At 36.0% G+C, this 19496-nt stretch carries 25 protein-coding genes and 1 pseudogene; 9 read left to right on the forward strand and 17 right to left on the reverse strand.

Annotated elements, in window-relative coordinates; all coding sequences use genetic code 11:
• Positions 1 to 86: 86 nt before the first annotated feature.
• Positions 87 to 404: a hypothetical protein gene (locus H8S52_RS09080; protein WP_005657021.1), complete on the reverse strand. Its 318-nt coding sequence runs from the start codon at positions 402 to 404 to the stop codon at positions 87 to 89.
• Positions 405 to 665: 261 nt separating this feature from the next.
• On the opposite strand from H8S52_RS09080, the gene H8S52_RS09085 reads away from it, so the two are divergent.
• The 3 genes from H8S52_RS09085 to H8S52_RS09095 all read left to right on the forward strand — a co-directional run bounded on the left by H8S52_RS09085 (position 666) and on the right by H8S52_RS09095 (position 2553).
• Positions 666 to 941 (forward strand): putative quinol monooxygenase, encoded by a 276-nt coding sequence (locus tag H8S52_RS09085; RefSeq protein ID WP_016661735.1) that lies wholly within the window; start codon positions 666 to 668, stop codon positions 939 to 941.
• Positions 942 to 1017: 76 nt separating this feature from the next.
• Positions 1018 to 2073: a peptide-methionine (R)-S-oxide reductase MsrB gene (msrB, locus tag H8S52_RS09090; protein WP_034535975.1), complete on the forward strand. Its 1056-nt coding sequence runs from the start codon at positions 1018 to 1020 to the stop codon at positions 2071 to 2073.
• A 6-nt stretch (positions 2074 to 2079) separates the two neighbouring features.
• Entirely contained in the window at positions 2080 to 2553 is a 474-nt protein-coding gene (locus tag H8S52_RS09095) for a hypothetical protein (RefSeq protein ID WP_016661733.1), read from the forward strand.
• A 102-nt stretch (positions 2554 to 2655) separates the two neighbouring features.
• On the opposite strand, the gene H8S52_RS09100 is transcribed toward H8S52_RS09095, so the two are convergent.
• The gene (locus H8S52_RS09100) at positions 2656 to 4077 is read right to left on the reverse strand and encodes a DUF6035 family protein (RefSeq protein ID WP_186909673.1); all 1422 of its coding nucleotides are present in this window, start codon (positions 4075 to 4077) and stop codon (positions 2656 to 2658) included.
• A gap of 270 nt (positions 4078 to 4347) precedes the next feature.
• On the reverse strand, positions 4348 to 4785 hold the full coding sequence (locus H8S52_RS09105; RefSeq protein ID WP_186909674.1) for a PepSY-like domain-containing protein: 438 nt from the start codon (positions 4783 to 4785) through the stop codon (positions 4348 to 4350).
• Positions 4786 to 5074: 289 nt separating this feature from the next.
• On the opposite strand from H8S52_RS09105, the gene H8S52_RS09110 reads away from it, so the two are divergent.
• Complete coding sequence (locus tag H8S52_RS09110; protein ID WP_016661730.1) at positions 5075 to 5707, forward strand: hypothetical protein; 633 nt, start codon at positions 5075 to 5077, stop codon at positions 5705 to 5707.
• 12 nt (positions 5708 to 5719) lie between these two features.
• Here H8S52_RS09110 and H8S52_RS09115 read toward each other — a convergent pair whose 3' ends face one another.
• The 12 genes from H8S52_RS09115 to H8S52_RS09170 all read right to left on the reverse strand — a co-directional run bounded on the left by H8S52_RS09115 (position 5720) and on the right by H8S52_RS09170 (position 14834).
• A complete protein-coding gene (locus H8S52_RS09115) occupies positions 5720 to 6421 on the reverse strand; it encodes a hypothetical protein (RefSeq protein WP_186909675.1) in 702 nt (233 codons plus the stop codon).
• Between the two features lie 418 nt (positions 6422 to 6839).
• Positions 6840 to 7934, reverse strand: coding sequence for a hypothetical protein (locus tag H8S52_RS09120; RefSeq protein WP_186909676.1), 1095 nt, complete (start codon positions 7932 to 7934; stop codon positions 6840 to 6842).
• A gap of 1 nt (position 7935) precedes the next feature.
• A complete protein-coding gene (locus tag H8S52_RS09125; RefSeq protein ID WP_186909677.1) occupies positions 7936 to 8853 on the reverse strand; it encodes a hypothetical protein in 918 nt (305 codons plus the stop codon).
• Positions 8846 to 9529: a hypothetical protein gene (locus H8S52_RS09130; RefSeq protein WP_186909678.1), complete on the reverse strand. Its 684-nt coding sequence runs from the start codon at positions 9527 to 9529 to the stop codon at positions 8846 to 8848. The genes H8S52_RS09125 and H8S52_RS09130 overlap by 8 nt, the downstream gene beginning before the upstream one ends.
• 91 nt (positions 9530 to 9620) lie before the next feature.
• Positions 9621 to 10589 (reverse strand): DUF5712 family protein, encoded by a 969-nt coding sequence (locus tag H8S52_RS09135; RefSeq protein WP_186909679.1) that lies wholly within the window; start codon positions 10587 to 10589, stop codon positions 9621 to 9623.
• Between the two features lie 4 nt (positions 10590 to 10593).
• On the reverse strand, positions 10594 to 11178 hold the full coding sequence (locus H8S52_RS09140) for a BfmA/BtgA family mobilization protein (RefSeq protein WP_186909680.1): 585 nt from the start codon (positions 11176 to 11178) through the stop codon (positions 10594 to 10596).
• Positions 11179 to 11462: 284 nt separating this feature from the next.
• A complete protein-coding gene (locus tag H8S52_RS09145) occupies positions 11463 to 11795 on the reverse strand; it encodes a helix-turn-helix domain-containing protein (RefSeq protein ID WP_186909681.1) in 333 nt (110 codons plus the stop codon).
• Between the two features lie 145 nt (positions 11796 to 11940).
• Complete coding sequence (locus H8S52_RS09150; RefSeq protein WP_255470031.1) at positions 11941 to 12486, reverse strand: RteC domain-containing protein; 546 nt, start codon at positions 12484 to 12486, stop codon at positions 11941 to 11943.
• Positions 12487 to 12606: 120 nt separating this feature from the next.
• Positions 12607 to 13065, reverse strand: a complete 459-nt coding sequence (locus H8S52_RS09155; protein ID WP_186909683.1) for a DUF2867 domain-containing protein — start codon at positions 13063 to 13065, stop codon at positions 12607 to 12609.
• Position 13066: 1 nt separating this feature from the next.
• Positions 13067 to 13603 carry a TetR/AcrR family transcriptional regulator gene (locus H8S52_RS09160; RefSeq protein WP_186909684.1) on the reverse strand — a complete coding sequence of 179 codons (537 nt, stop codon included), beginning with the start codon at positions 13601 to 13603 and terminating at the stop codon, positions 13067 to 13069.
• Positions 13604 to 13717: 114 nt separating this feature from the next.
• Positions 13718 to 14236, reverse strand: a complete 519-nt coding sequence (locus tag H8S52_RS09165) for a DinB family protein (protein ID WP_186909685.1) — start codon at positions 14234 to 14236, stop codon at positions 13718 to 13720.
• Positions 14237 to 14288: 52 nt separating this feature from the next.
• A complete protein-coding gene (locus H8S52_RS09170; protein ID WP_186909686.1) occupies positions 14289 to 14834 on the reverse strand; it encodes a TetR/AcrR family transcriptional regulator in 546 nt (181 codons plus the stop codon).
• 218 nt (positions 14835 to 15052) lie between these two features.
• Between H8S52_RS09170 and H8S52_RS09175 the strand changes: the two genes are divergently transcribed.
• The 5 genes from H8S52_RS09175 to H8S52_RS09195 all read left to right on the forward strand — a co-directional run bounded on the left by H8S52_RS09175 (position 15053) and on the right by H8S52_RS09195 (position 16880).
• Entirely contained in the window at positions 15053 to 15367 is a 315-nt protein-coding gene (locus H8S52_RS09175) for a helix-turn-helix domain-containing protein (RefSeq protein ID WP_186909687.1), read from the forward strand.
• A complete protein-coding gene (locus H8S52_RS09180) occupies positions 15354 to 15647 on the forward strand; it encodes a DUF3876 domain-containing protein (RefSeq protein ID WP_065762709.1) in 294 nt (97 codons plus the stop codon). The genes H8S52_RS09175 and H8S52_RS09180 overlap by 14 nt, the downstream gene beginning before the upstream one ends.
• A gap of 81 nt (positions 15648 to 15728) precedes the next feature.
• A complete protein-coding gene (locus H8S52_RS09185) occupies positions 15729 to 16022 on the forward strand; it encodes a helix-turn-helix domain-containing protein (protein ID WP_186909688.1) in 294 nt (97 codons plus the stop codon).
• A gap of 252 nt (positions 16023 to 16274) precedes the next feature.
• Positions 16275 to 16571 carry a helix-turn-helix domain-containing protein gene (locus H8S52_RS09190; protein WP_021939650.1) on the forward strand — a complete coding sequence of 99 codons (297 nt, stop codon included), beginning with the start codon at positions 16275 to 16277 and terminating at the stop codon, positions 16569 to 16571.
• Positions 16572 to 16577: 6 nt separating this feature from the next.
• A complete protein-coding gene (locus H8S52_RS09195) occupies positions 16578 to 16880 on the forward strand; it encodes a helix-turn-helix domain-containing protein (RefSeq protein WP_118317723.1) in 303 nt (100 codons plus the stop codon).
• A 65-nt stretch (positions 16881 to 16945) separates the two neighbouring features.
• Here H8S52_RS09195 and H8S52_RS09200 read toward each other — a convergent pair.
• Both H8S52_RS09200 and H8S52_RS09205 read right to left on the reverse strand, forming a co-directional pair.
• A pseudogene (locus H8S52_RS09200) lies at positions 16946 to 17197 on the reverse strand (tyrosine-type recombinase/integrase); the annotation flags it as partial.
• An 89-nt stretch (positions 17198 to 17286) separates the two neighbouring features.
• Positions 17287 to 19107: a reverse transcriptase/maturase family protein gene (locus H8S52_RS09205; RefSeq protein ID WP_186909689.1), complete on the reverse strand. Its 1821-nt coding sequence runs from the start codon at positions 19105 to 19107 to the stop codon at positions 17287 to 17289.
• Positions 19108 to 19496 lie beyond the last annotated feature (389 nt).

The raw sequence follows: 19496 nt of genomic DNA on the forward strand, positions 1-19496 counted from the left end.
GGTACGTATGTGTTTTGCGGATAAAAAAATTCCGATTCGTCACGAACCGGAATTCTTTCTTTAATGAGATTTACATTTAGAAAAGACTATTCTTTGACAATTTCGCCTTTTTCGTTTAAAAGCGTTTCCGCTTCCTGACCGTCTTGGGTGACGATGATGATTTTGTAGAGTGTGGTCTCTTCCGTTTCTTTTACGTAGGCTTCTTTTACAGATGCACCTTCATAATCTTTGGCTAATGTCTGCATAACAGCCTGTGGCAATTCTGTCGGGTCGATTTTTACAAATTCGTCTTGCGGAACTTGTGCTTCTGCCACGATTGCTGATGAGTTGTTTACTTCCTGTGCGAATACTACAGAACTTCCAGTTCCTAAAACCATTACTAATGCTGCTAATACCTTTTTCATAACTTTCTGATTTTTAGTGAATATTTGGGGTTATCATCTCTAACACTTATCATAGGACAAATAGAATGCCAAACTGTATTGCTGTTGGTATGTGATTGATTTACAGGTTAATTGTGCGAAGTTGTCCCGAAAAGTCCAATGTAGAAATATGTAGAGTGCTGTAGAAACGGGTAACACATTTGAGGAATAATTACACAGAATCTTAACGGACTTCTTATTTATTCTATATAAATTTGCGCCATACTTAAAATAGATATGAATATGCTTAGACTGAATGTTTTTATTCAAGTGAGTGCGGATAACCGTGCTGCTGTGATGGAAGCTGCAAAAGAACTGGTAGCTTGTTCCCTGGAGGATAACGGTTGCATTGCTTATGACATTTTTGAAAGTGCAACCCGTGAAGACGTCCTTATGATTTGCGAAACATGGAAAGATGAGGAGTCTTTGGCTGCACACGAAAAGGCGGCGCATTTTGTGACTTTGGTTCCTAAAATACAAAGCCTTGCTTCTATGAAACTGGAGAAATTCAGCTTCTGATAATAAACAATATTATTTGAAAAAGTCAACCATTGCGTTGACTTTTTTGTTTTTTACTTCATATATGGTAAATGGTATGAAGCAAATAATCTTTATTTTTGTAATGCTAATAAGTTGTCTGTCCTGTGTCGGTAAATCGACCGGTCAGGCGGAAAGGAGAAACGATATGAAGTCAATGAAAGAAATTTATCTGGCAGGCGGATGTTTCTGGGGAACCGAACATTTCCTGAAGCAAATAGAAGGTGTAGAAGTTACCCAAGTGGGATATGCAAACGGAAATATAGCCAATCCTACCTATCAGCAAGTCTGTACAGGTACTACGGACTTTGCCGAAACCGTAAAAGTACAGTATGATTCTGATAAGGTAACCTTGCCTTTTCTTATCGACCTTTATTTCAAGACAATTGACCCTACCAGTCTGAACCGTCAGGGAAATGACCGTGGTACTCAGTATCGCACAGGCATTTATTATACCGATACAGCCGATCTGCCTGTTATCCGTGAAACCGTTAGCCGTCTGGCTGCCAACTACACCCGTCCGCTGGAAGTGGAAATTGAGCCGTTGAAGAATTTTTATCCGGCAGAAGAGTATCATCAAGATTATCTGGATAAAAATCCGGGCGGCTACTGCCATATCAATCCTGCGCTATTCGACCTGGCGCGTAAAGCAAAGATGAAGAAACCGGTGGCGGCTTACAGTAAGCCTGATGATGCAACTTTGCGTTCGCAACTCACCGCAGAACAGTATGCCGTTACTCAGAAAAACGCCACCGAACCGCCTTTCCGTAATGCCTACTGGGATGAACACCGTCCGGGCATCTATGTGGATATTACTACGGGTGAACCTTTGTTCGTCTCTACCGATAAGTTCGATTCCGGTTGCGGATGGCCCAGTTTCTCCAAGCCGATTGACCGCAAGCTGATTCAGGAGAAAGCAGATACCACCCACGGAATGGTACGTACGGAAGTCCGTAGCAAAACAGGTGATGCCCATTTGGGACATGTCTTTACAGATGGTCCTGCCGATAAAGGCGGATTGCGTTATTGCATCAACAGCGCCTCTTTGCGCTTTATCCCTAAAGAGAAGATGCAGGCAGAAGGATATGGTGAATATTTAGAACTGGTAAAATAACACACAATGGACATATTATTAATAAGTAATGAAGATACGTGCCGCAGCCGTATCGCACAAGAACTCCTGCACACATTTGGCAGAGGGATGAATATTTCTACGGCAGGAGTTATGGAAGGAAATTGCGTTCCCGATGCCGTATGCAATGTGATGGAGCAAAACGGTTACAGCATATCGCGTAAAAAGCCTTCCGGTGTCGGAGCATATGCACATCGGTCATGGGACTATGTTGTTACCCTGTGTAAAGAAGCTGAGGAAGAACTGAGCTTCCTTACCCTCAATGCCAAACGGCAGGCGCATTTTAACTTTGAAGATCCTTTTAAAAATCGTTTTCAAAGCGAGAGTGAACAAGAGCAACAAATAGCAACCCTCTATGAAACAATGTATCGGCAACTGTACGAGTTCTATCGCGATGAGTTGAGCGAGCAACTATTGCCCCGTTGTACGTGCGGTGCAAATACTTATTGCCGTTGCGAATAGCTTTTTTTTGACTGCTTACGCTATTCAATCTTTGTCCGAATATCATGTTCTTCCGGGATTCTTCTTTTTTTAGTAAAGGGGAGCGGTATTTATAAGTATGATTTAATTATAAATATCCGGATATAAAATAGTCAATGCCTTATAAAGGTTTGTCTCTTTTACAATAGTCTCCTCTTTATTATCAAGTTTGATTCCCGGTTCTTTCTGGCATAGATACGTTCTCATGCTTTGGCCTTCTTTTGTATGGAAATTATCTAAAGCCATATCAATGTATCCCCAATAATTATTTAGGAGATGATTGGATGCACTGCGTATACTGTTTATACGTGATTTCCAATTAGGATGATTGGTGAAAGTAATACGGTTGTTCCTGATGTCTTCAATCAGGCACACTGCTTGGATAATGCTACTACTAGTTAATATTTCTTTTAAATCGATGTTTAGTGTATTGTCGAATAGTTTGTCTAAACAATAAAGCCTCATTTTCGTAGTATTTGTCAGGCTATTGTCTTTTTGCCAGTCTTCCGTTTTTTTGTGCCTGTATCCTAACTCCCATAATAGAAGTAGAAACTCCGGATGATATATTCTTCCTACTTCCAGCCCTGTTTGTAACTTGTGAAGTGTATTGGGGGCGTGTATGGCATCTCTAATTTCATTAGCTTCCTCTTTTATCAGTAGGTTGAGAATGGAAGAAGAGTGTTTGTGATCAGCGAGGTAAAACAATGCCTCAAGGAATTCTTCGTTGGGAAATGTATGCCATAGTGTATTGATTTTCTCTTCAGCAGTAGCACCGGCTATGTGATGATATCCCCAAACCGGACGTTCTTTCTCTATACTTATGCTTAATGTTTCCAACATATCTGACAGTTCGGTTTTATGAAAGAGGGAGATGGCCGTTTGGTAAGGGTCGGGCTGTTCGTCTTCTAAGAAACGGACAGCCGGTACTTGCAATTGAGGATAGAGCAGCTTTAATATTTTGTATTCTTTAGGTTTCTTCCATGCTATGATTTCATTTTTATCTAATTTGTTGTGTTTTCTTAGGAATGACTCTGCTTTGTAAACCTCTTCCCATTTACCGCTTTGTTTGAGTGCTGCCTCACAAAATATCCAATGATTTTTGTAATGGGTTATTGCGTTATTAGCGATACATACCCATACATTGGTTTGAAAACTGAAATACTCGGGTTTGTTGGAAAGTAATGCTTCAATCGTATAAATTGTTCCTGAAAGGTCTGCTCCGGAAGTAATTAGAGTTGTTATTAGTTCAGCTTGCCCTTCCTGATACAATTTGAATGCTAACCTGGAGAAAGTAGCATAATATTTATAGGTGTCGGTGGGGAACTGCTCTTTCATGATTTTTCTATCTTCATAAGTAATTTGATAACCACATTCGAGCAATTTTATTAAGTCCTGGACACCGTAAGGGTAGTTGTTTATGAATTCTTGGATTATGCTGTGTCCGTTTTTCTTTTCACAAGGCAGCTCCGACTGGAATATGTTTTTATTGTTAGTTGAATTATCCATCGTTTATATAATTTGAATTTGCTGTTTAATGAGTGTAAAAGTATAAAAATAAAGTGTTTATATTCTTTATTGCGGCATTTATTTTTCATGATGTACGGAATTTTTGGAGAGCAGATATTAAATAATGTGTTATTTGCTCTCAAAAGAGCTGATAATCTGCCGACTGATATATATGGGGCTTTTAAGCAAAAACAGTTGTTCGGAGTTTACTCGAACAACTGTTTTTGTACTCTTGTATTTTAATCCCTCATGCTTTGAGGGCAGGCATTATCAATCGTCGATATCGATTACTCTCATTTGAGAGTCGAATGTAATTTCCCAACGATTGGACAATTTTATCTCATATTCATTATGATCGAATTCTATTTCGAGAATTCTTGCATCCGGATAGTTGGTCTTTACATAATTACGGATTGCTTCCGGTACAACTTGTGCGGGAACTTCACTTTGTCTGCACCGTACTTCCTTCCACTCTCCCGCTTTATCGAATTCTACTTTTTCTCCATTTGTAAAGACTACATCATAGCTTTTGTAGAATACTCCCGATTCCATTTTGGCTAATGCCACTTTATGGCTTTTGAAATAAGTCTTGATAAATGTCTGCGCTTTTGCCGGTAACTGGTTTACCTGTATCGGTTTATCGTTATCTGCCATTACCATTGTGTGCACTGCAAACATACAAACTAACATCATAATAAACTTTTTCATACTTCTTTATTTTTAATGATTAATACTTTATTGGCTTTCGTATTGCAAAGATGGGAAAGGAATCTGGAAAGAATTGGGAAAAACAGAAAAAAGTCTGATTTTTTATTTTGATGTTTGTTTTGTGCTTTTGTAATCAAGAATGCTTATTCTTTATTTGTAAATATTTGTTTGAAATAAATATTACTTTATTTTTGCAGGTGGTTTATTGTGAGCCACATCTGTACTGAGGTAATGAAACTCCCTGAGACACCTTCATAGATGATGAATAATGATATAGAAGCAGTTTGTTATGACAATGAAAATATTAAATAGGTTTATAGATGACTGTGTGAATGTTTTTCAATATCGGTTCATGGACACCTTTCAATACTTTAAAGAAAGGAACAAGAATAAATATTTGGGAGACAGGTTTGAAGAGTGGGTTGTGAAAAATTCCAATATCAGTAAAGATGGATGTTCCGACTTGGATACAGGAAAAATATTCTGGCGGCTTCTGGATTGGCGAGGTGATAAATATGTTGAGGGATACCGGCCTCTGTCTTCTTCATCTCCGGATTTGTTATTGGAATGTGCTGTAGATAGGAGCAGGATTTATAAGGTCGGAGAGATAATAGCCGTAGAATGTAAATGGAGAAGTAAAGTTGGATTTTATCTTGATAGGAAGGATATTGAGAAGTACGAGGTATATATGAATATTAACCAACTGAACCGTCCGATAAAAAGTCTGTTTTACGTTTTTGGCTTTGGATGGGTTAATGATGCTCCGGAGCAAGTTTATGTGGTTCCTGCACGGGAATTATACGATTATAACAAGGACACCGGTCAGGTAACGTTTCCTGCCAAGGAAAGTGAAAGCGAGAAACTGGAACGGTTGAAGCGTTTTAAAAAGAAGGATAATAGATGTTTGATGTATATAGAGTAACCTTTATTTAATTTATTTCCTGCTATTCTCTTCCATGACACTCAATGCAAATTTAATGATGAAGAGAAGCACCACTCCTATTACGGCATACATCGACAATATGAATAAGGAAAACATTACCGGGAAATAGATTACACATACCGATAGAAGACGTTTACCGCTCTGCCGTAGCGCGGTAACGAACTGGATGAATTGAATGACAACCATAATAACGGCATATACCAGTGAAAGTGCCGTCATAAAGTGCCAGAAGCCGAAGTCGAAACATAGTGCTCCCCATATGTTATTCTTGGGAAACATATCCAGCGGACTGCTGAATGGGATTTTGATAATCATCATTACTAATGGAACAAGAATAGCATATAAGGAATAGCTTAAATCCATAGGCACTGCTTTACGTCCTATCCAGGACAGCACATTCTTGAACAATATAAACTCTTGATATACGACAAACATGCTTCCCAGAAGTATCAGCGCCATATTTCCCAGATTATTTTCTACTAATTGAAGCGATGATAGCATCCCTGCCCGTGAGTGAATCATCCAGGCGAAAATACACACGGTCATGGAGAGAAGGGTAGCAAGTGATATTCTGTTGAATGCTTTCCACGAAAGATACTCACCATTCGAAAAATGTGCTGTAAAATTCAGTACCGTTGCCAGAATTGTCAGGGCAGAAAGTGTTGCCGGAAAGATATACTGTGAGTCAATCATAGTTAAAAGGATTTGGTAAGGTCATTAACGAAAAATCCTTGAATTTCAATGAAATTCAAGGATTACATCATTTTTAAAAGTGGTGCCACCAGCAAGAGAACTATTACCTTCTCTCTGTTGATTATCACCGTTTTATAGTTTCTTACATTTGGAAATCCACATGATTTAGCACACGATTATGCTTTATCGTTTTGCTCGCTATAAGAACGATTCTTTATTTAAATATCTCATTGTCTATATATCGTCTAGGGTTCTCCCAAGAGAGTTACTATGCTGATATGTAAAACTTTATATTTAATCTTCAAGCATATTCCATGATTTAACCCACTGATTTGCGATGTACTTTTGTGGTAGTTCATGGAGAATACTGAGGCAAAGATATAAAAAAAAGAATTCTCTAGTATAGTTAAGTTTATATCTATATCAGTTCTTGATATATTCTTTTTGCATTATTCCAAAAAAGACTAGACATCTCTCTTTTATATTCAATGGTTGGGGTATAGTATACTTTTTTCCTTTTTGTACTTTCCACACTTGCTGTACTTATTATTGATACTTCAAATATTTTAGGACTACCTTTAAATTCTGCTTTAATTGAAATGTATTGCGGCTTTTTAATGTTCTCAAATTCATATGTCATTGCTGTAAATATACATCCATCTTTCTCAGCTTGTTTAACAAATGGATGCTCGCGTAGATTGCGTCCATCAAGTACGGCTTGACTAATACCTCCTAGATTCTCATCATCAACAATAGCAATATCTTCATCTTCTTCTTCATCTTCTTCATTACCATTGTCAGTAGTTGTCAAAGTACTTTTTCTTCTTTTGAATGTTAATTGTTTTATATCAGATATCCTCCATATTTTATTGTCTAGTCCTTCCTTTGTCAGTCTATCAAAAAATGAAATGACATTAGGAACAGTTAAATTATCTATTTCTAAACTACTTATTTCTGCATTTTTACCATCAACGATAAAATTCATTAGTTTCATGACTTCCTTGCCATCAGAAGAAGTATTCCCATCTACTTCGACTTGCCAATTTCCATCTTCAATACTATGAAAATAGAAGTCTGTTGTCAACTTTTCATTTTGTAAAAATTCAATTTTACCTGTTTTTCGTTTAGTATATTCTATTTCTCCATGAAAAATAATTTTTTCTCCTATTTTCTTCTTTGTTACAGTCTTTAATTGATAGCCTTTAGATTGTAATTGTCCAAAATCTCTTAAACGGTCATAAAGATTTTCTAAATCAAAGTTCTTTTCTTTAGAAATAATAGTAAAACCACTAAGTACTTGTTTATTTGAGCTTTGATATGCTAAATTTCTAATTTCATCTAAATCTGCATACTCATATAGGTGATATGATAGCTCTTTTATTAAATCTTCCTTGGAAGCATTTACCAAAAAGATACCTCGTTTTTGAGCAAATTGATTGATAAATCCTCTTGTGATTAATGGAGAATTTAAGACTTCTTGAATTTCATATATAGTAGGATATTTGTTTATCATGTCAGTCATTAATAATAAATGTTGGTAATTCAGTACAAGAATTCATGTCTTTTATGTCAAACTCTATATTTTCATTTTCATAAGATTTTTTTATTTGCGGCAGAATTTTGCGAAACTCATCGTCATCTCTTTTGTATTTGTATATTACGAGCTTGAACTCCTGATCAACAAATGAATATGACTTAAGAATTGATTTTAACATTTCGAAAGAACGCATATCCAATTCTCCCCAATAAAATACTATATTCGTATCATATCTCTTTCCTGATGACTTTAGTTGACCTAAAATAAATTTGGAAAAAAAATAATCTAAAGAAAGTATAGCACTTCTTTGAACAGCTCTTTCATGTATGAATGCAGATGGATAATAAAACTTAAAATTCTCATTAAACTCTTTGATAACAGTATATAAGGAGCATAGTTTTGAAATTAAATCATTATCTATCACATATATTTTGTTGTAAACGCCATTGCGAAATGTCCTAGAAGACACCTTTATTTCACTTAATATTTCAAGGAATTTTGGACGATATACTTTATAATTTTCTATATCATCAAACCAAATAAATATTAAGCCTATTTTGAGTGTTGATATATCTTTGAATATAGGAAAGCGCTCAATTAGATATTCAGAATTTCTTAGTTCCAATATTTTCACATTTAACCGATCTATCCACTCTTGGAGCTTTGACTTGTTAAAACTTGTAGTTTTGTAAGATTTTGCCTCTAAGATTAGACTCTCAGGAATGTCTTTTGCAGGGTCTTTAAATGAATATAAAGAATCAATGCCATATTTTTCGCCATCGCTTCCTTCTAAGTCCATACCACTATCTCCAATCATATCCCATGAGAATAGATTAAGAAGTTTTATCGCTCTTTTGTTCCAAAGCTCGCCTTTGTATTGTGAATCCTCAGCCATATATTTTATTTTTTATATTTTCCAATATGGAATAAAAATCATTTTCATTGCACTTAATACTAATTGATGCATTAGTGGAAATTACAAGTTGAAATTCATCTTGTTCAAAAATAGATATACTAACTTTTACAATATCAGATAAATATTCATTTAGTAATTTTTCCCCTATACTTTGCTTTGTTATTTTAGCTGTATATTTTCCAGTCGCTCCATCATTATATGTAAACCTCTGTATAACAACTTCTTCTATCTTGTAATTAAGTACATTGGAGATGATTTTATTCATAATATTTATGGGGGAAGTATCAACATTTGTATATGTAAAAGGCATTTCAAATGTATTTCGTAATGCTGATTTTATCTTGTTATGATTTGATGTTACACCATATGTATATAAAAACAATTTTTCAAAATCCATACCGAAAGAAATTTCTTCAAAAACAGGAATTTCCTTTTTGATGAAATCCTTATTCTTTAAATCATATTCTAAGAGTGTCGTTATACTTCGTTTTATTAAAGTAGCATATATAATACCACTGTTGATTTCAACATCAGTGTATCCAAACCCAATATCTTCATTGTAGGGCAATGTTTTAAAAACATTCACAATATCATTAACCGATAGTGTTTTTGGATAATCAAAATGACTAAATATAATATTGATTCTCTTTTTCATATTCTATATATCTAATAACACAAAAATACTAAAAAACTCAATACCAATGACATAAAATCTTATGTTTTTTAATAAACTATTTCTTTACATACTATATCTTATGTTTTATCTTCTTTTTCTTCTTGACATTAGTAGGTTGTGATTCGGAATTAGGTTGGTTTGAGGAAAAAAGTATTTCTGTTGAAATCGCAGAAATAAATGAATCAGAAGTCTCATTGTTTTGAGGCTTGAGATGTGGATTGATAAAAGTATTACTACCTTGTTTATTGCCAATAGTTATATTTGTGCTAAAAGTTTGATTACTTGTTGTTTGATTTTCAGGATTGACAGAAAGCATGTTTTCTTGATTGATTTCTGTTTTTCTTTCACTGGATTGAAATACTTCCTCTTGTAACTTAAGCTTTTCAGGAATAGAACCATTCTTCATCGTGTTATAGTAATCAAATGATTCAGTTTGCTGACGATTGTTATTAAACAGCTTGTCAAATCCTTGTTCGGTTCCTTGGAACAGATTTACACGGTCAAAACCACCTTTGATTATTCCGTTTTTAGTATCTTTATGATTGGTAAGCGGTGATAGCTTCTTTTTATTAGACTGGTCTTTACGACTGACAATCAAATGACAGTGTATATTTTGTTCATTGTCGGAATGGTTGCGGTCAAAATGGAGTTTGCCATAAAACTTTATATCCTCTGCGGCTAGTCCTTTATTAAAATTCTTGGCATATTCAGGAATAAATACCTCACGGATATAGCGTTTCATTGCTTCGGCTTGTTCCTGTTCTGTATTACCCATTGCTCGGAGTTCCTTTTCTGATGGGCTGACATGGATAGCATAAAACTTAGCATCTGTTTTCAAAAGTTGCCCGATATTACTATCTATATCTTTTATGACCTTTGATTTATAGATGTTATCATCTGTCAGATTGAAAAAGCTTTCGGTATAGATACCCTTTTCTATTCGTTCTAAATCCTCATGCTCCATGTAATTAGCTAGCTGTCGGCAACTTCCAGCATTATTGTATGTACCGTTAGATGGTGGAGCGAAGTCTATGTGCATAATCCTATGTGCTTATCTGATTATTGATTTCAGCTTTTAGGTTCTCTTTTCTCTTGCTATCCATCATACCACAAACAGAAAGTTCAGAATAGAGTTGTATCAGGTGAAGTAACTTTTTATAATCCCGTTGGTGTATGTGATATAGTGCGTTAATCTGTTTGGATTGGTTGTTTATTACATCTGCATGATTGCCGAACTGCTCACTTAGCTTTTTAAGTACGGCTGTTTGTCTCTCCAGATTGGCTTCCAGTTGAGAGAGAATAAGAGTTTCCAAAGTTTTGCCAATAGCATCGAAACGCAAAGCAATAGAATTTGTTGCCCGTATCATAGGATTCAATTGTTCCTCCTCATAATGGCGAATGAAGCGGATAATATCATCCTGTCTCTTATTTATTTTCGCCAGTTCCGATTTTACGGATTCAGGCGCTTCGGATGGGTTGATATGTGCCTTATCAATATATCCGAACGCCAACTTTACAACTTCACTCTTTTTCAGTGAATAGCGTTTGCATATTTTCTCTACCAAAGCTGCCGTTTCCTTGTCTATGGAAATGGTGGTGAATATCGTTTTTCGACTGCTATTTGGCATGGTAATTACTTTTTTATAGAAATATGAATAGATAAATACCTGATAATAAGCATTGAAAAGGAAATGCTTATTACAGGTGTCATTACAGCGTGTTCTTGTAACACGCTAAAGCCGAAGGCTTTGCCCCGCAGGGCAAGAGGGAGGAACAGGACTTGTCCAGTTCCCTCTTGCTCAATTTAGCGAAATGAGCGAAGCCGGAAGGCGTAGCTGTTTCTGCTAAATTGGGGTGGTAGTATAGAGGAATAGCCTAAATATAGACTTCTTTTCTCTGCTACATTTTGCTTTCAAGATTTATTCTCTAATTGATTAGCTTTTTCAAACTGCTTGTAAGTTTGAGAGTCGGCACGTTCACGAACAAAAGCCCGGATGTCGCTGGCTCTATAGTACGTTTTCCGTCCAATGTTAAAGTAGGGAAGTACACCTTTTGCCCGATAGCGTTGTAGGGTTCTGAAAGATGCTTTTAGCAGAAAGGCTAAGTCTTGATTATCTAACAACTTCTCATTTTCATCGAATACGGTGTCGGTATTGATAAGAGATTTCAGGTCTTGCCCGATCTCGGTGAGTTTTTTGGAAAGTTTCTCCATCCATTTCTCGAAGTTTTCGTTATCTATATACATTTTGCTTCATTTTAAGTTGAATATTAATGATTCTCAATCGATTGATGAAGCAAAGTTCTAAAAATGGCTGCAAATAAGTTCGGGGAATAGATCACCCATTCCCCGATAAATTATGATTAATATCCTGAATATCTGTATTTTGATTTTATGGAAAATATCCCTCTTCTTTATACTTTTCGATAATAGCGACTCTTAGTTTATCTAAAAAGGCTGTTTGTTTATCAGGCTTACGTTTGATAACCTCTTCTTCTTTTTTATAAATATCACTGAATTTTATGTTAAACAGCTTTTCAAAAGCATTTGCTAAATCACTGAAATGTATTTCTTTACCATCAACCGTTGTAATACATTTTAGATAATAAAGTCCACATACGATTTCCATTATGTCGATATACTTTGCAATATCTTTATTTAGGTGTAAGGTAGATTTCCATCCAGCTTCAATGTTAATGAAGAATTTAGGAAATTCCATTTGATGATGGAGTAGGTCTAGTTCTTTATTAATAAATGAAAGTATCTTATTACATATTATACTTTTTGCTTCATAACAGAAATCTCTTCTGATTTCTAAACTATTTTTTAATGCCTCAAATTCAATATAGGTAAGATTTAGTTCTCTGATTAAAGTTTTGTAATCTGATTCATTATTCAAAAAGGTAATTACAGATTCTACAAATTCTCTATATGCCATAAGTAATTGGACTTCATCAAAGTTCTCTTTTGTGTAAGAAGAGTTGAGAAGATTATATATATTCTGATCTGAAAGATTCCATTTTGGCATAAATAATCGAACATGCGTTATATTTCTTGTTTATTGCCTTTCATATTTATTCTTTATTCGTTTCAATAGAGAGTAAATGATAATTTTGTGAAATGGTCTAATAAAGAAAAAATACATTCGTCCAAGCCTATTGTTATATTTCACAATAGTTGTAATCTTAAGTTCCTGTTTGCCATTTTTATACTCACTACACCACATTGAAACATGAAAATCCAAGTGGCTGTCAGGCACTCCAAAAATCTCTTCATGCTCATTTTTATCAGACACCATATTTGTAAATCTACTCTTTGTATCCAATCTCAATGATTTTACAATAGCGTTTCGTAAATTCATTAACCAATCTATCCATTTAGGAAGTTGGTTAAAAGCTAAATTACGAAATTTTTCAGGTGTTATTTTCTGATTACAAACTATTTCTCTTGAATAAGAATCCACATAATCGGCAGGAAGATACTTTTCAATCAAGCTGTTTGTTGGTATATTTTTCATCTTACTGCTTTTTAAATTTATTGATAACCATATCCTGCAACTCTTTAAACTGTTTTGCTGATAGATCCGAGCAAACTTGTTGCATGCCAATCAGCATGGAATATTGTATTATCGCCAAATCCATTGCTTGTTTAGCATCCAATCCAGTTGCTTCATTCAGTTTGTTTGCATACTCCAACCTGATACAGTCCGCTTGCGCTACATAATTTCGTACAATTGGATTGGAATACCCCCACGCCCGTATTACACTTTCGTTTCGGATAGAAGCGTATGCTGCCATATCAGCCAATTTCTGCTGTTGTTCTTTGGGAGTGTTCAATTTATCCACTTCACGAATAAACTCAAATGTGTTTACTTCCAACCAATACCTCATCAATGCATCCACATAGCCGTCTATGTTTTTGAAATGATGATAGAATGCACCTTTGGTGATTTGTAATAATCCGCATAGATTATCTATCGTGATTTTTGCAAATCCTTCTTTTTCCAAAACTGTTAGTCCTGTCACGAACCATTGCTTTTTATCTACTTTCTTCATAATTTAAATACATACCATGTGGTATGGTATGCAAATATAGTCACTTTATTAGAATAAACAATAGCTTGCCTGTTTCTTTTATTACCATTTCTTGTATTTAAGATACAACTATCTTTATAGCCATTTGATAGGATAGCCGAGCATACGCTTTAGTTCTTCCATTTCTGCACTATGCCACATTTCATGTTTGAAGCACCAAGACAATGCTTCATATTTATTATTAGCTACCGGATGTTTAAACGGAATAGGTTCTAATTGCTCAAATAATATATCATCATTTAATTGTGATAAATTATCTATGCATATTTCGTGAATGGTATCGAACTGTTCTTTTAGCTCATATGTTGGGATCAAGTTTTTTTCTACCGACCTGTGTAGGGTTCCCATACCATTAAAGATTTTCACATAATCAACGATGGGAATTAATTCTGTGATTTTAGTATTTCTTCCTGTGATACATGTGATAGCATGGAAGTTTTGACTAATCATTAAATGTCCAACTTGCCAAGCAAAATTTGAATCTGTGTTTTGAGGAATTGTGTACCATAAATCTTGTGGTATTTCGGAAATCAAACGATTTACAAAATTCCTCGATTCGATAATCTGTTCTCTTAAAAAATCAATCTTTTTCATTTCTATAAATTTATATACTTATTAGTAAGTAAGTCTTTAAGGCAAAAAAATATTAGATATTTAATAATCCTTCCTGTATTGATTTATACACATCATTTCTTAATACTTTATTCATTTGCAAAGAAGATAGTAATGCGGAATGAACCATAAAAGCCTTTGTTCTTGGTGTTTCCGCAAATGAAAAAGCATTGTTTTTTAAACCATTATCTAATAAAGCTGTAAGCCATTTCAGAATCGTGTTTACCAATCCCTGCAATTCTTTCTGCATGTTTTCAGGTAAAGTGTCATAAGATGGTGAAAGTGAGCCAACTATACAAACCCAATAATTATTGATAAAACTATCATGCATATGAATGTAATTGGAAAACTGCGATTTATAATCCAAACTTTCCCATGTTCTAGTTAGCTCATTAAAAGCATTCAGATTTTTCCTTATTATTTCTACTCCCAGATCCGACTTTGAAGGAAAATAATAATGAATAGCTGCATTCTTTATATTCAACGCTTTAGATATGTCTGCGTAGCTAAAAGAATTGTAGCCAATAGAGCGAATTAATTCACTTCCTAACCGTATTATTTCACTTCTTGTATCATTCATGACGCAAATATATGCAATTTACTTAGTAGTAAGTATAAAATTGGCAATTTTAACATCTTGTATGTTCACAGTATATAATTTCTATCTTCATTTATCCAGCCAGTTATAACCACTTCCTACCACTTTCAGACAGTTTAGAAAACGGCTTTTGATTCTTCTTTCATTTGCTGGTGAAATAAAGAATCAACACGTTTTATAAACCATTTAAAAATGAAAGTATGGAAGTAGTAACCATCGAAAAAAGAACATTCTCGTTTGTCTGCGAGAGGTTCACGGAGTTTGCCAAACGGATAGAAAGTTTATGCAGCACTCATACCCAAAAAGTTGAAAACTGGCTGGATAGTCAGGAAGTATGTCTGTTGTTAGGCTTTAGCAAACGAACGCTGCAATATTACCGAAGTAGCGGACGGCTGGCTTATTCTCAAATAGGGAGCAAGATTTATTATAAATCTTCCGATATTGAAAGAATTATTGCAGATAGCGAAACACAGAATCAATCACCCAAACAAATCATGCCTTATGAAAAGAACTAAAGAAGATTATCCGTCCTTTAACCTGTTTTCCATTGTCGGCACATGGGAAAGCGTTAATCTGAATCCTACGGTTATTATTTATCGGAACGACAAAGATTATCTTCTCTCTATTATCTATGTATCGGAAACTACCAAACAGGCTTCACCCGCCACATATGAAATACAGAAAGAAGGTAGCCTGTATTTTATTGCTCCTGCCCCTAAACGGATTTACATAGATTATGATCCAGTGAAAGATGTGCTTAACCTTTCATCACTGGGTGACTATCTGCGTAACTAGTCAATCAACCAGCTAGTCATTCAACTGATTAGCTATCCAGCAATCTTGAAATCAATATTTCAATAAAACAATCTTTCAATCATGGAATTAATAAATAAAGATGCACCACAAGTCAAAGAGTTTATTTCTTCGCTCGATTCAATGCTGAACAGTATTGAATCAATTGTCAAGCACTATAAGCCCCACCTAAACGGAGAACGTTTTCTTTCCAATCATGAGGTTTCTAAAAAACTGAATGTCAATTTACGAACTTTGCAAGAATGGCGAAATACGGGATTAATTTCCTTCATCCAGATAAAAGGTAAAATCATCTATCGGCAAAGTGATATTGACAAACTACTGCAAAAGCACTATTTTGAAAGCTGGAAGGAATAACCTAATTTGCCACCTTCGAAAACATTGTTTTTCGGAATTTAATTTGAATCATTGACTTTTCCAGTGAAGTATTTAGTCTGTGCAAGTCTTTAGATAAAAATACGCTCGAATGCAATGAGAGGAAGATTTTTATCTAAACCGAAGGCTTGGACTTGAACAGGCTAAATACGGAACTTACCTTTGTCAATGTTTCATCTTAAGTTCTGAAAAACTTACTTTAAAAGAAAATGAATTTTGAAAAGTAGTTTATATATGGATATAGTAGCAATAGAAAGAGTTTCCTTCGATTCTTTTAGAAAGAAGCTGGAACAGATTGTATCATTGGCAGATAATATTTCTTTGTCTTCCTCAGATATATGTATTGAGAAAGAATGGATAGAGGGCAAGACATTGGCAGCTTCCTTAAATATTCCTTTGCGAACATTACAGTCTTTGCGTGAGAACGGCAAACTTTCTTTTTCGACCGTTGGCAAGAAAGTATATTATAAGGTTGCCGAAGTACAAAAACTATTGGATTCAGGTAGAATAAAAGTAACCACTAAAGAATAATTGCTTATGGATTTATACACGAATGAAGATAGCCAAGAATTATTGCAATCGTTAGATAGGGCTTTACCTTATATAGAATATGCATTGAAGAATAACAAGCCCATGTTTGAGGGTGAACGGTATCTGACAAGCGAAGAACTTTGTTCTATTCTCAAAATCAGCCGTAGGACTTTACAGTATTATCGGGATGATGGTATTTTCCCTTTTATCCAACTTCCGGGCAAAGTGCTGTTTCGTGAATCGGATATTAGGAAAGTTTTGGAAGATAGGTTTCGTTCTGCCTATAATATAGAAGATTATTCTCTTTAGTCTTTAATATGATGAAGATGGAAAAACGGCTACCGTCCGAATGAATTGGGTAGCCGTTTTCATCTTTAGGTGGTTTTAGGAGAGAAATTTTCTCGTACATTCTGCATATCTCGGAGAATACTCTGTTCTAATACTTTTGCGTATCGTTGTGTCATTTTTGTATTGGTATGACCGAGCATTTTGGCTACATTTTCCAATGATACATTGTTAGCTAAAGCGACAACAGTCGAAAATGTATGCCGTCCGGTATGCGTGGTTAGATTCTTCTTAATACCGCATAAATCAGCAATTTCTTTCAGTAGGCTAGCAGCGCTTTGCCACCTTGCGGTGGTAAGTTTCCACTAACCTGCCCCCGAACCGTACGTACATGTCTCCATGTATACGGCTCTCCATTGTCAACATAACTCTAGTTTCCATAGCTTTTGTGGATTAATGCATCACAGTCGTGACAGACCGCTAATGTTTTACGATGTCGTTTAATCATCATGGTATTCCATCTTGTATCAGCTTTCAGTTGATTGATGTTACGTACGTGATACATCACAAGGTCTCCCATTTTTCCACATAGTTCACATCTGCTCTCTTTGAGCCTTTCCACAAGTGTGGGGGCAGGAAGATACATCGTGTTCGGTATATTGTCGTAATGGTTATCCTCATAGATGTCTGTGAAACGTTTGCATCTGAACCCACCGTTATACCATACTCTTTGTTTCTCGTTTCCTTTATTATCCTTATAAGGGATAACCACATCCGTCCCGTCCCTATACTTTTCGAGTATTTGTCCGACGGTTCTTTTGTGTTTTCGACCGAGCGTTTTAAGCATGCTGTACTTCATGAAATAATTAAACTTCCACCCCCAATAACTGATGTTGTCCGCAATGGAATAGTAGTTGTAGAATCCCCGCAATTCAAGATTGTATTGCGCCAGAATATCTGCGTCTTGTCTATTTACCATATACTTACGAGACGAAGGCTTAAGAGTCTCTTTCCTATTAACTTGTGTGATACGCACGGCATCATAGGATTGAAGGCGCTTAAGTACGGTTTCGTAAGATACATTCAACACAATTGTTCCCAGCCACGGACGGCGTTGTAGCCCACTCCGTGTGCGTGTATGATCCATAGAACGGCGTGCCATGATTTCATATCCAAGGTATTTTGCAGGTTCTTGTGCATTGGTGATTAAAGTCTTCTCCTGCGACATCTCCAGTTTGAGCTTTTCTCTCATGAAAGTCGTAATGTCGGCTTTGACAATCTTGCATTCCTCCTTGCTGCCAATCATTCCAATAAGGAAGTCATCAGCATACCTTACATACTTCAATCTTTTGAATGTATCATCCATGTCCCTTGTTGCTGGAATATCCAACATTTGCTTGCGCAGCCGGGCAATTTTTGATTTCAGTTCAGCTTTACGGTTTTCATCCGTTTCGTCTTCCAGTTTCCATCGTAATGCATTTCTCTTATTCCGATTACGTTGATATTCACAGGTTAGCCTCCGTCCTTTGCCTTTATTGAAATTTTCGGCATACTCCTTTATATACTTGTCGAACTTATCAAGGTAGATATTAGCCAATATAGGGCTGATGATGCCACCTTGTGGTGTTCCCGAGTAAGTATTGTTGTATGTCCATTTCTCCATATAGCCTGCATTTAAGAATTTGCGGATTAAACGCAGGAACCGTTCATCGGAGATGCGTTCTCTGAGGATATCGATCATAATATTATGGTCAATATTATCAAAGAAGCCTTTTATGTCACCTTCAATAAACCATCGCGTCCCTTTGAATGTAACCTTAATGTCTCTCAATACAGTGTGGCAACTTCTGTTTGGACGGAAACCATGCGAGGTGTCCTCAAAGTGTCCCTCGTAAATGGCTTCCAGAATCATATGTACCACTTCCTGCACGAGTTTATCCTCAAAAGAGGGAATGCCTAGCGGGCGTTTCTTTCCATTCTTTTTAGGAATGTATACTCGACGGGCAGGATGGGGCTGATAAGATTCATCCCTCAGACTTGCCACTATTTTCTGTATGCGGTCAATGCTCATTCGGTCGATGGTTCTACCATCGCTGCCGGGCGTCATATTACCTTGATTGGCATATTTACGCTGATAGGCTATGAAGAATATTTCCTCATTAAACAGAATTCGGTAGAGCCTTTCATATCGGTAATCCGAATCTTTACTATGTTCGCATAAAGCGTTTAATACTTGCTGTGGATCTCTCATACGTCTCACACGTTTTCCTTAGTTTGTATTAAGTTGACAACTGCTTCCCTTGGCCATGTACAAGGCGTTACCTTGCTCGGACTACTACGGAAGCTCCGTTTCCATATCGGGTATTCAGTATCTTCATACATAGCCCATGTTTTCATAGGCATCCCGACTTAGGAAATCCCCGTTTAGTTTCGTAATGACTATTAGCGCGACAGACTGTCGGATGCGACTTTCGTTCTTTTCTCCGCTTATTGCGGTTGTGCCGTAGCGATGTTCTATGCTTCCCCTCCGTACCTGAAAAGTCGAAGTGCTACGGTGTGACAATACAACTGCCTTGCGTCACAGGTCCAACATGCCCCACTGAACTATCATTCAACTAGTATAGGCTTCATCCTCGTGCC

Source organism: Bacteroides sp. NSJ-48, from assembly GCF_014287405.1.
Classification (GTDB): domain Bacteria; phylum Bacteroidota; class Bacteroidia; order Bacteroidales; family Bacteroidaceae; genus Bacteroides; species Bacteroides stercoris.

Bases quoted from the DNA above. Each gene is read 5' to 3' on its own strand.
- H8S52_RS09080 (WP_005657021.1), bottom strand. From the start codon at position 404: ATGAAAAAGGTATTAGCAGCATTAGTAATGGTTTTAGGAACTGGAAGT.
- H8S52_RS09085 (WP_016661735.1), top strand. From the start codon at position 666: ATGCTTAGACTGAATGTTTTTATTCAAGTGAGTGCGGATAACCGTGCT.
- msrB (WP_034535975.1), top strand. From the start codon at position 1,018: ATGAAGCAAATAATCTTTATTTTTGTAATGCTAATAAGTTGTCTGTCC.
- H8S52_RS09095 (WP_016661733.1), top strand. From the start codon at position 2,080: ATGGACATATTATTAATAAGTAATGAAGATACGTGCCGCAGCCGTATC.
- H8S52_RS09100 (WP_186909673.1), bottom strand. From the start codon at position 4,077: ATGGATAATTCAACTAACAATAAAAACATATTCCAGTCGGAGCTGCCT.
- H8S52_RS09105 (WP_186909674.1), bottom strand. From the start codon at position 4,785: ATGAAAAAGTTTATTATGATGTTAGTTTGTATGTTTGCAGTGCACACA.
- H8S52_RS09110 (WP_016661730.1), top strand. From the start codon at position 5,075: ATGACAATGAAAATATTAAATAGGTTTATAGATGACTGTGTGAATGTT.
- H8S52_RS09115 (WP_186909675.1), bottom strand. From the start codon at position 6,421: ATGATTGACTCACAGTATATCTTTCCGGCAACACTTTCTGCCCTGACA.
- H8S52_RS09120 (WP_186909676.1), bottom strand. From the start codon at position 7,934: ATGATAAACAAATATCCTACTATATATGAAATTCAAGAAGTCTTAAAT.
- H8S52_RS09125 (WP_186909677.1), bottom strand. From the start codon at position 8,853: ATGGCTGAGGATTCACAATACAAAGGCGAGCTTTGGAACAAAAGAGCG.
- H8S52_RS09130 (WP_186909678.1), bottom strand. From the start codon at position 9,529: ATGAAAAAGAGAATCAATATTATATTTAGTCATTTTGATTATCCAAAA.
- H8S52_RS09135 (WP_186909679.1), bottom strand. From the start codon at position 10,589: ATGCACATAGACTTCGCTCCACCATCTAACGGTACATACAATAATGCT.
- H8S52_RS09140 (WP_186909680.1), bottom strand. From the start codon at position 11,178: ATGCCAAATAGCAGTCGAAAAACGATATTCACCACCATTTCCATAGAC.
- H8S52_RS09145 (WP_186909681.1), bottom strand. From the start codon at position 11,795: ATGTATATAGATAACGAAAACTTCGAGAAATGGATGGAGAAACTTTCC.
- H8S52_RS09150 (WP_255470031.1), bottom strand. From the start codon at position 12,486: ATGGCATATAGAGAATTTGTAGAATCTGTAATTACCTTTTTGAATAAT.
- H8S52_RS09155 (WP_186909683.1), bottom strand. From the start codon at position 13,065: ATGAAAAATATACCAACAAACAGCTTGATTGAAAAGTATCTTCCTGCC.
- H8S52_RS09160 (WP_186909684.1), bottom strand. From the start codon at position 13,603: ATGAAGAAAGTAGATAAAAAGCAATGGTTCGTGACAGGACTAACAGTT.
- H8S52_RS09165 (WP_186909685.1), bottom strand. From the start codon at position 14,236: ATGAAAAAGATTGATTTTTTAAGAGAACAGATTATCGAATCGAGGAAT.
- H8S52_RS09170 (WP_186909686.1), bottom strand. From the start codon at position 14,834: ATGAATGATACAAGAAGTGAAATAATACGGTTAGGAAGTGAATTAATT.
- H8S52_RS09175 (WP_186909687.1), top strand. From the start codon at position 15,053: ATGGAAGTAGTAACCATCGAAAAAAGAACATTCTCGTTTGTCTGCGAG.
- H8S52_RS09180 (WP_065762709.1), top strand. From the start codon at position 15,354: ATGAAAAGAACTAAAGAAGATTATCCGTCCTTTAACCTGTTTTCCATT.
- H8S52_RS09185 (WP_186909688.1), top strand. From the start codon at position 15,729: ATGGAATTAATAAATAAAGATGCACCACAAGTCAAAGAGTTTATTTCT.
- H8S52_RS09190 (WP_021939650.1), top strand. From the start codon at position 16,275: ATGGATATAGTAGCAATAGAAAGAGTTTCCTTCGATTCTTTTAGAAAG.
- H8S52_RS09195 (WP_118317723.1), top strand. From the start codon at position 16,578: ATGGATTTATACACGAATGAAGATAGCCAAGAATTATTGCAATCGTTA.
- H8S52_RS09205 (WP_186909689.1), bottom strand. From the start codon at position 19,107: ATGAGAGATCCACAGCAAGTATTAAACGCTTTATGCGAACATAGTAAA.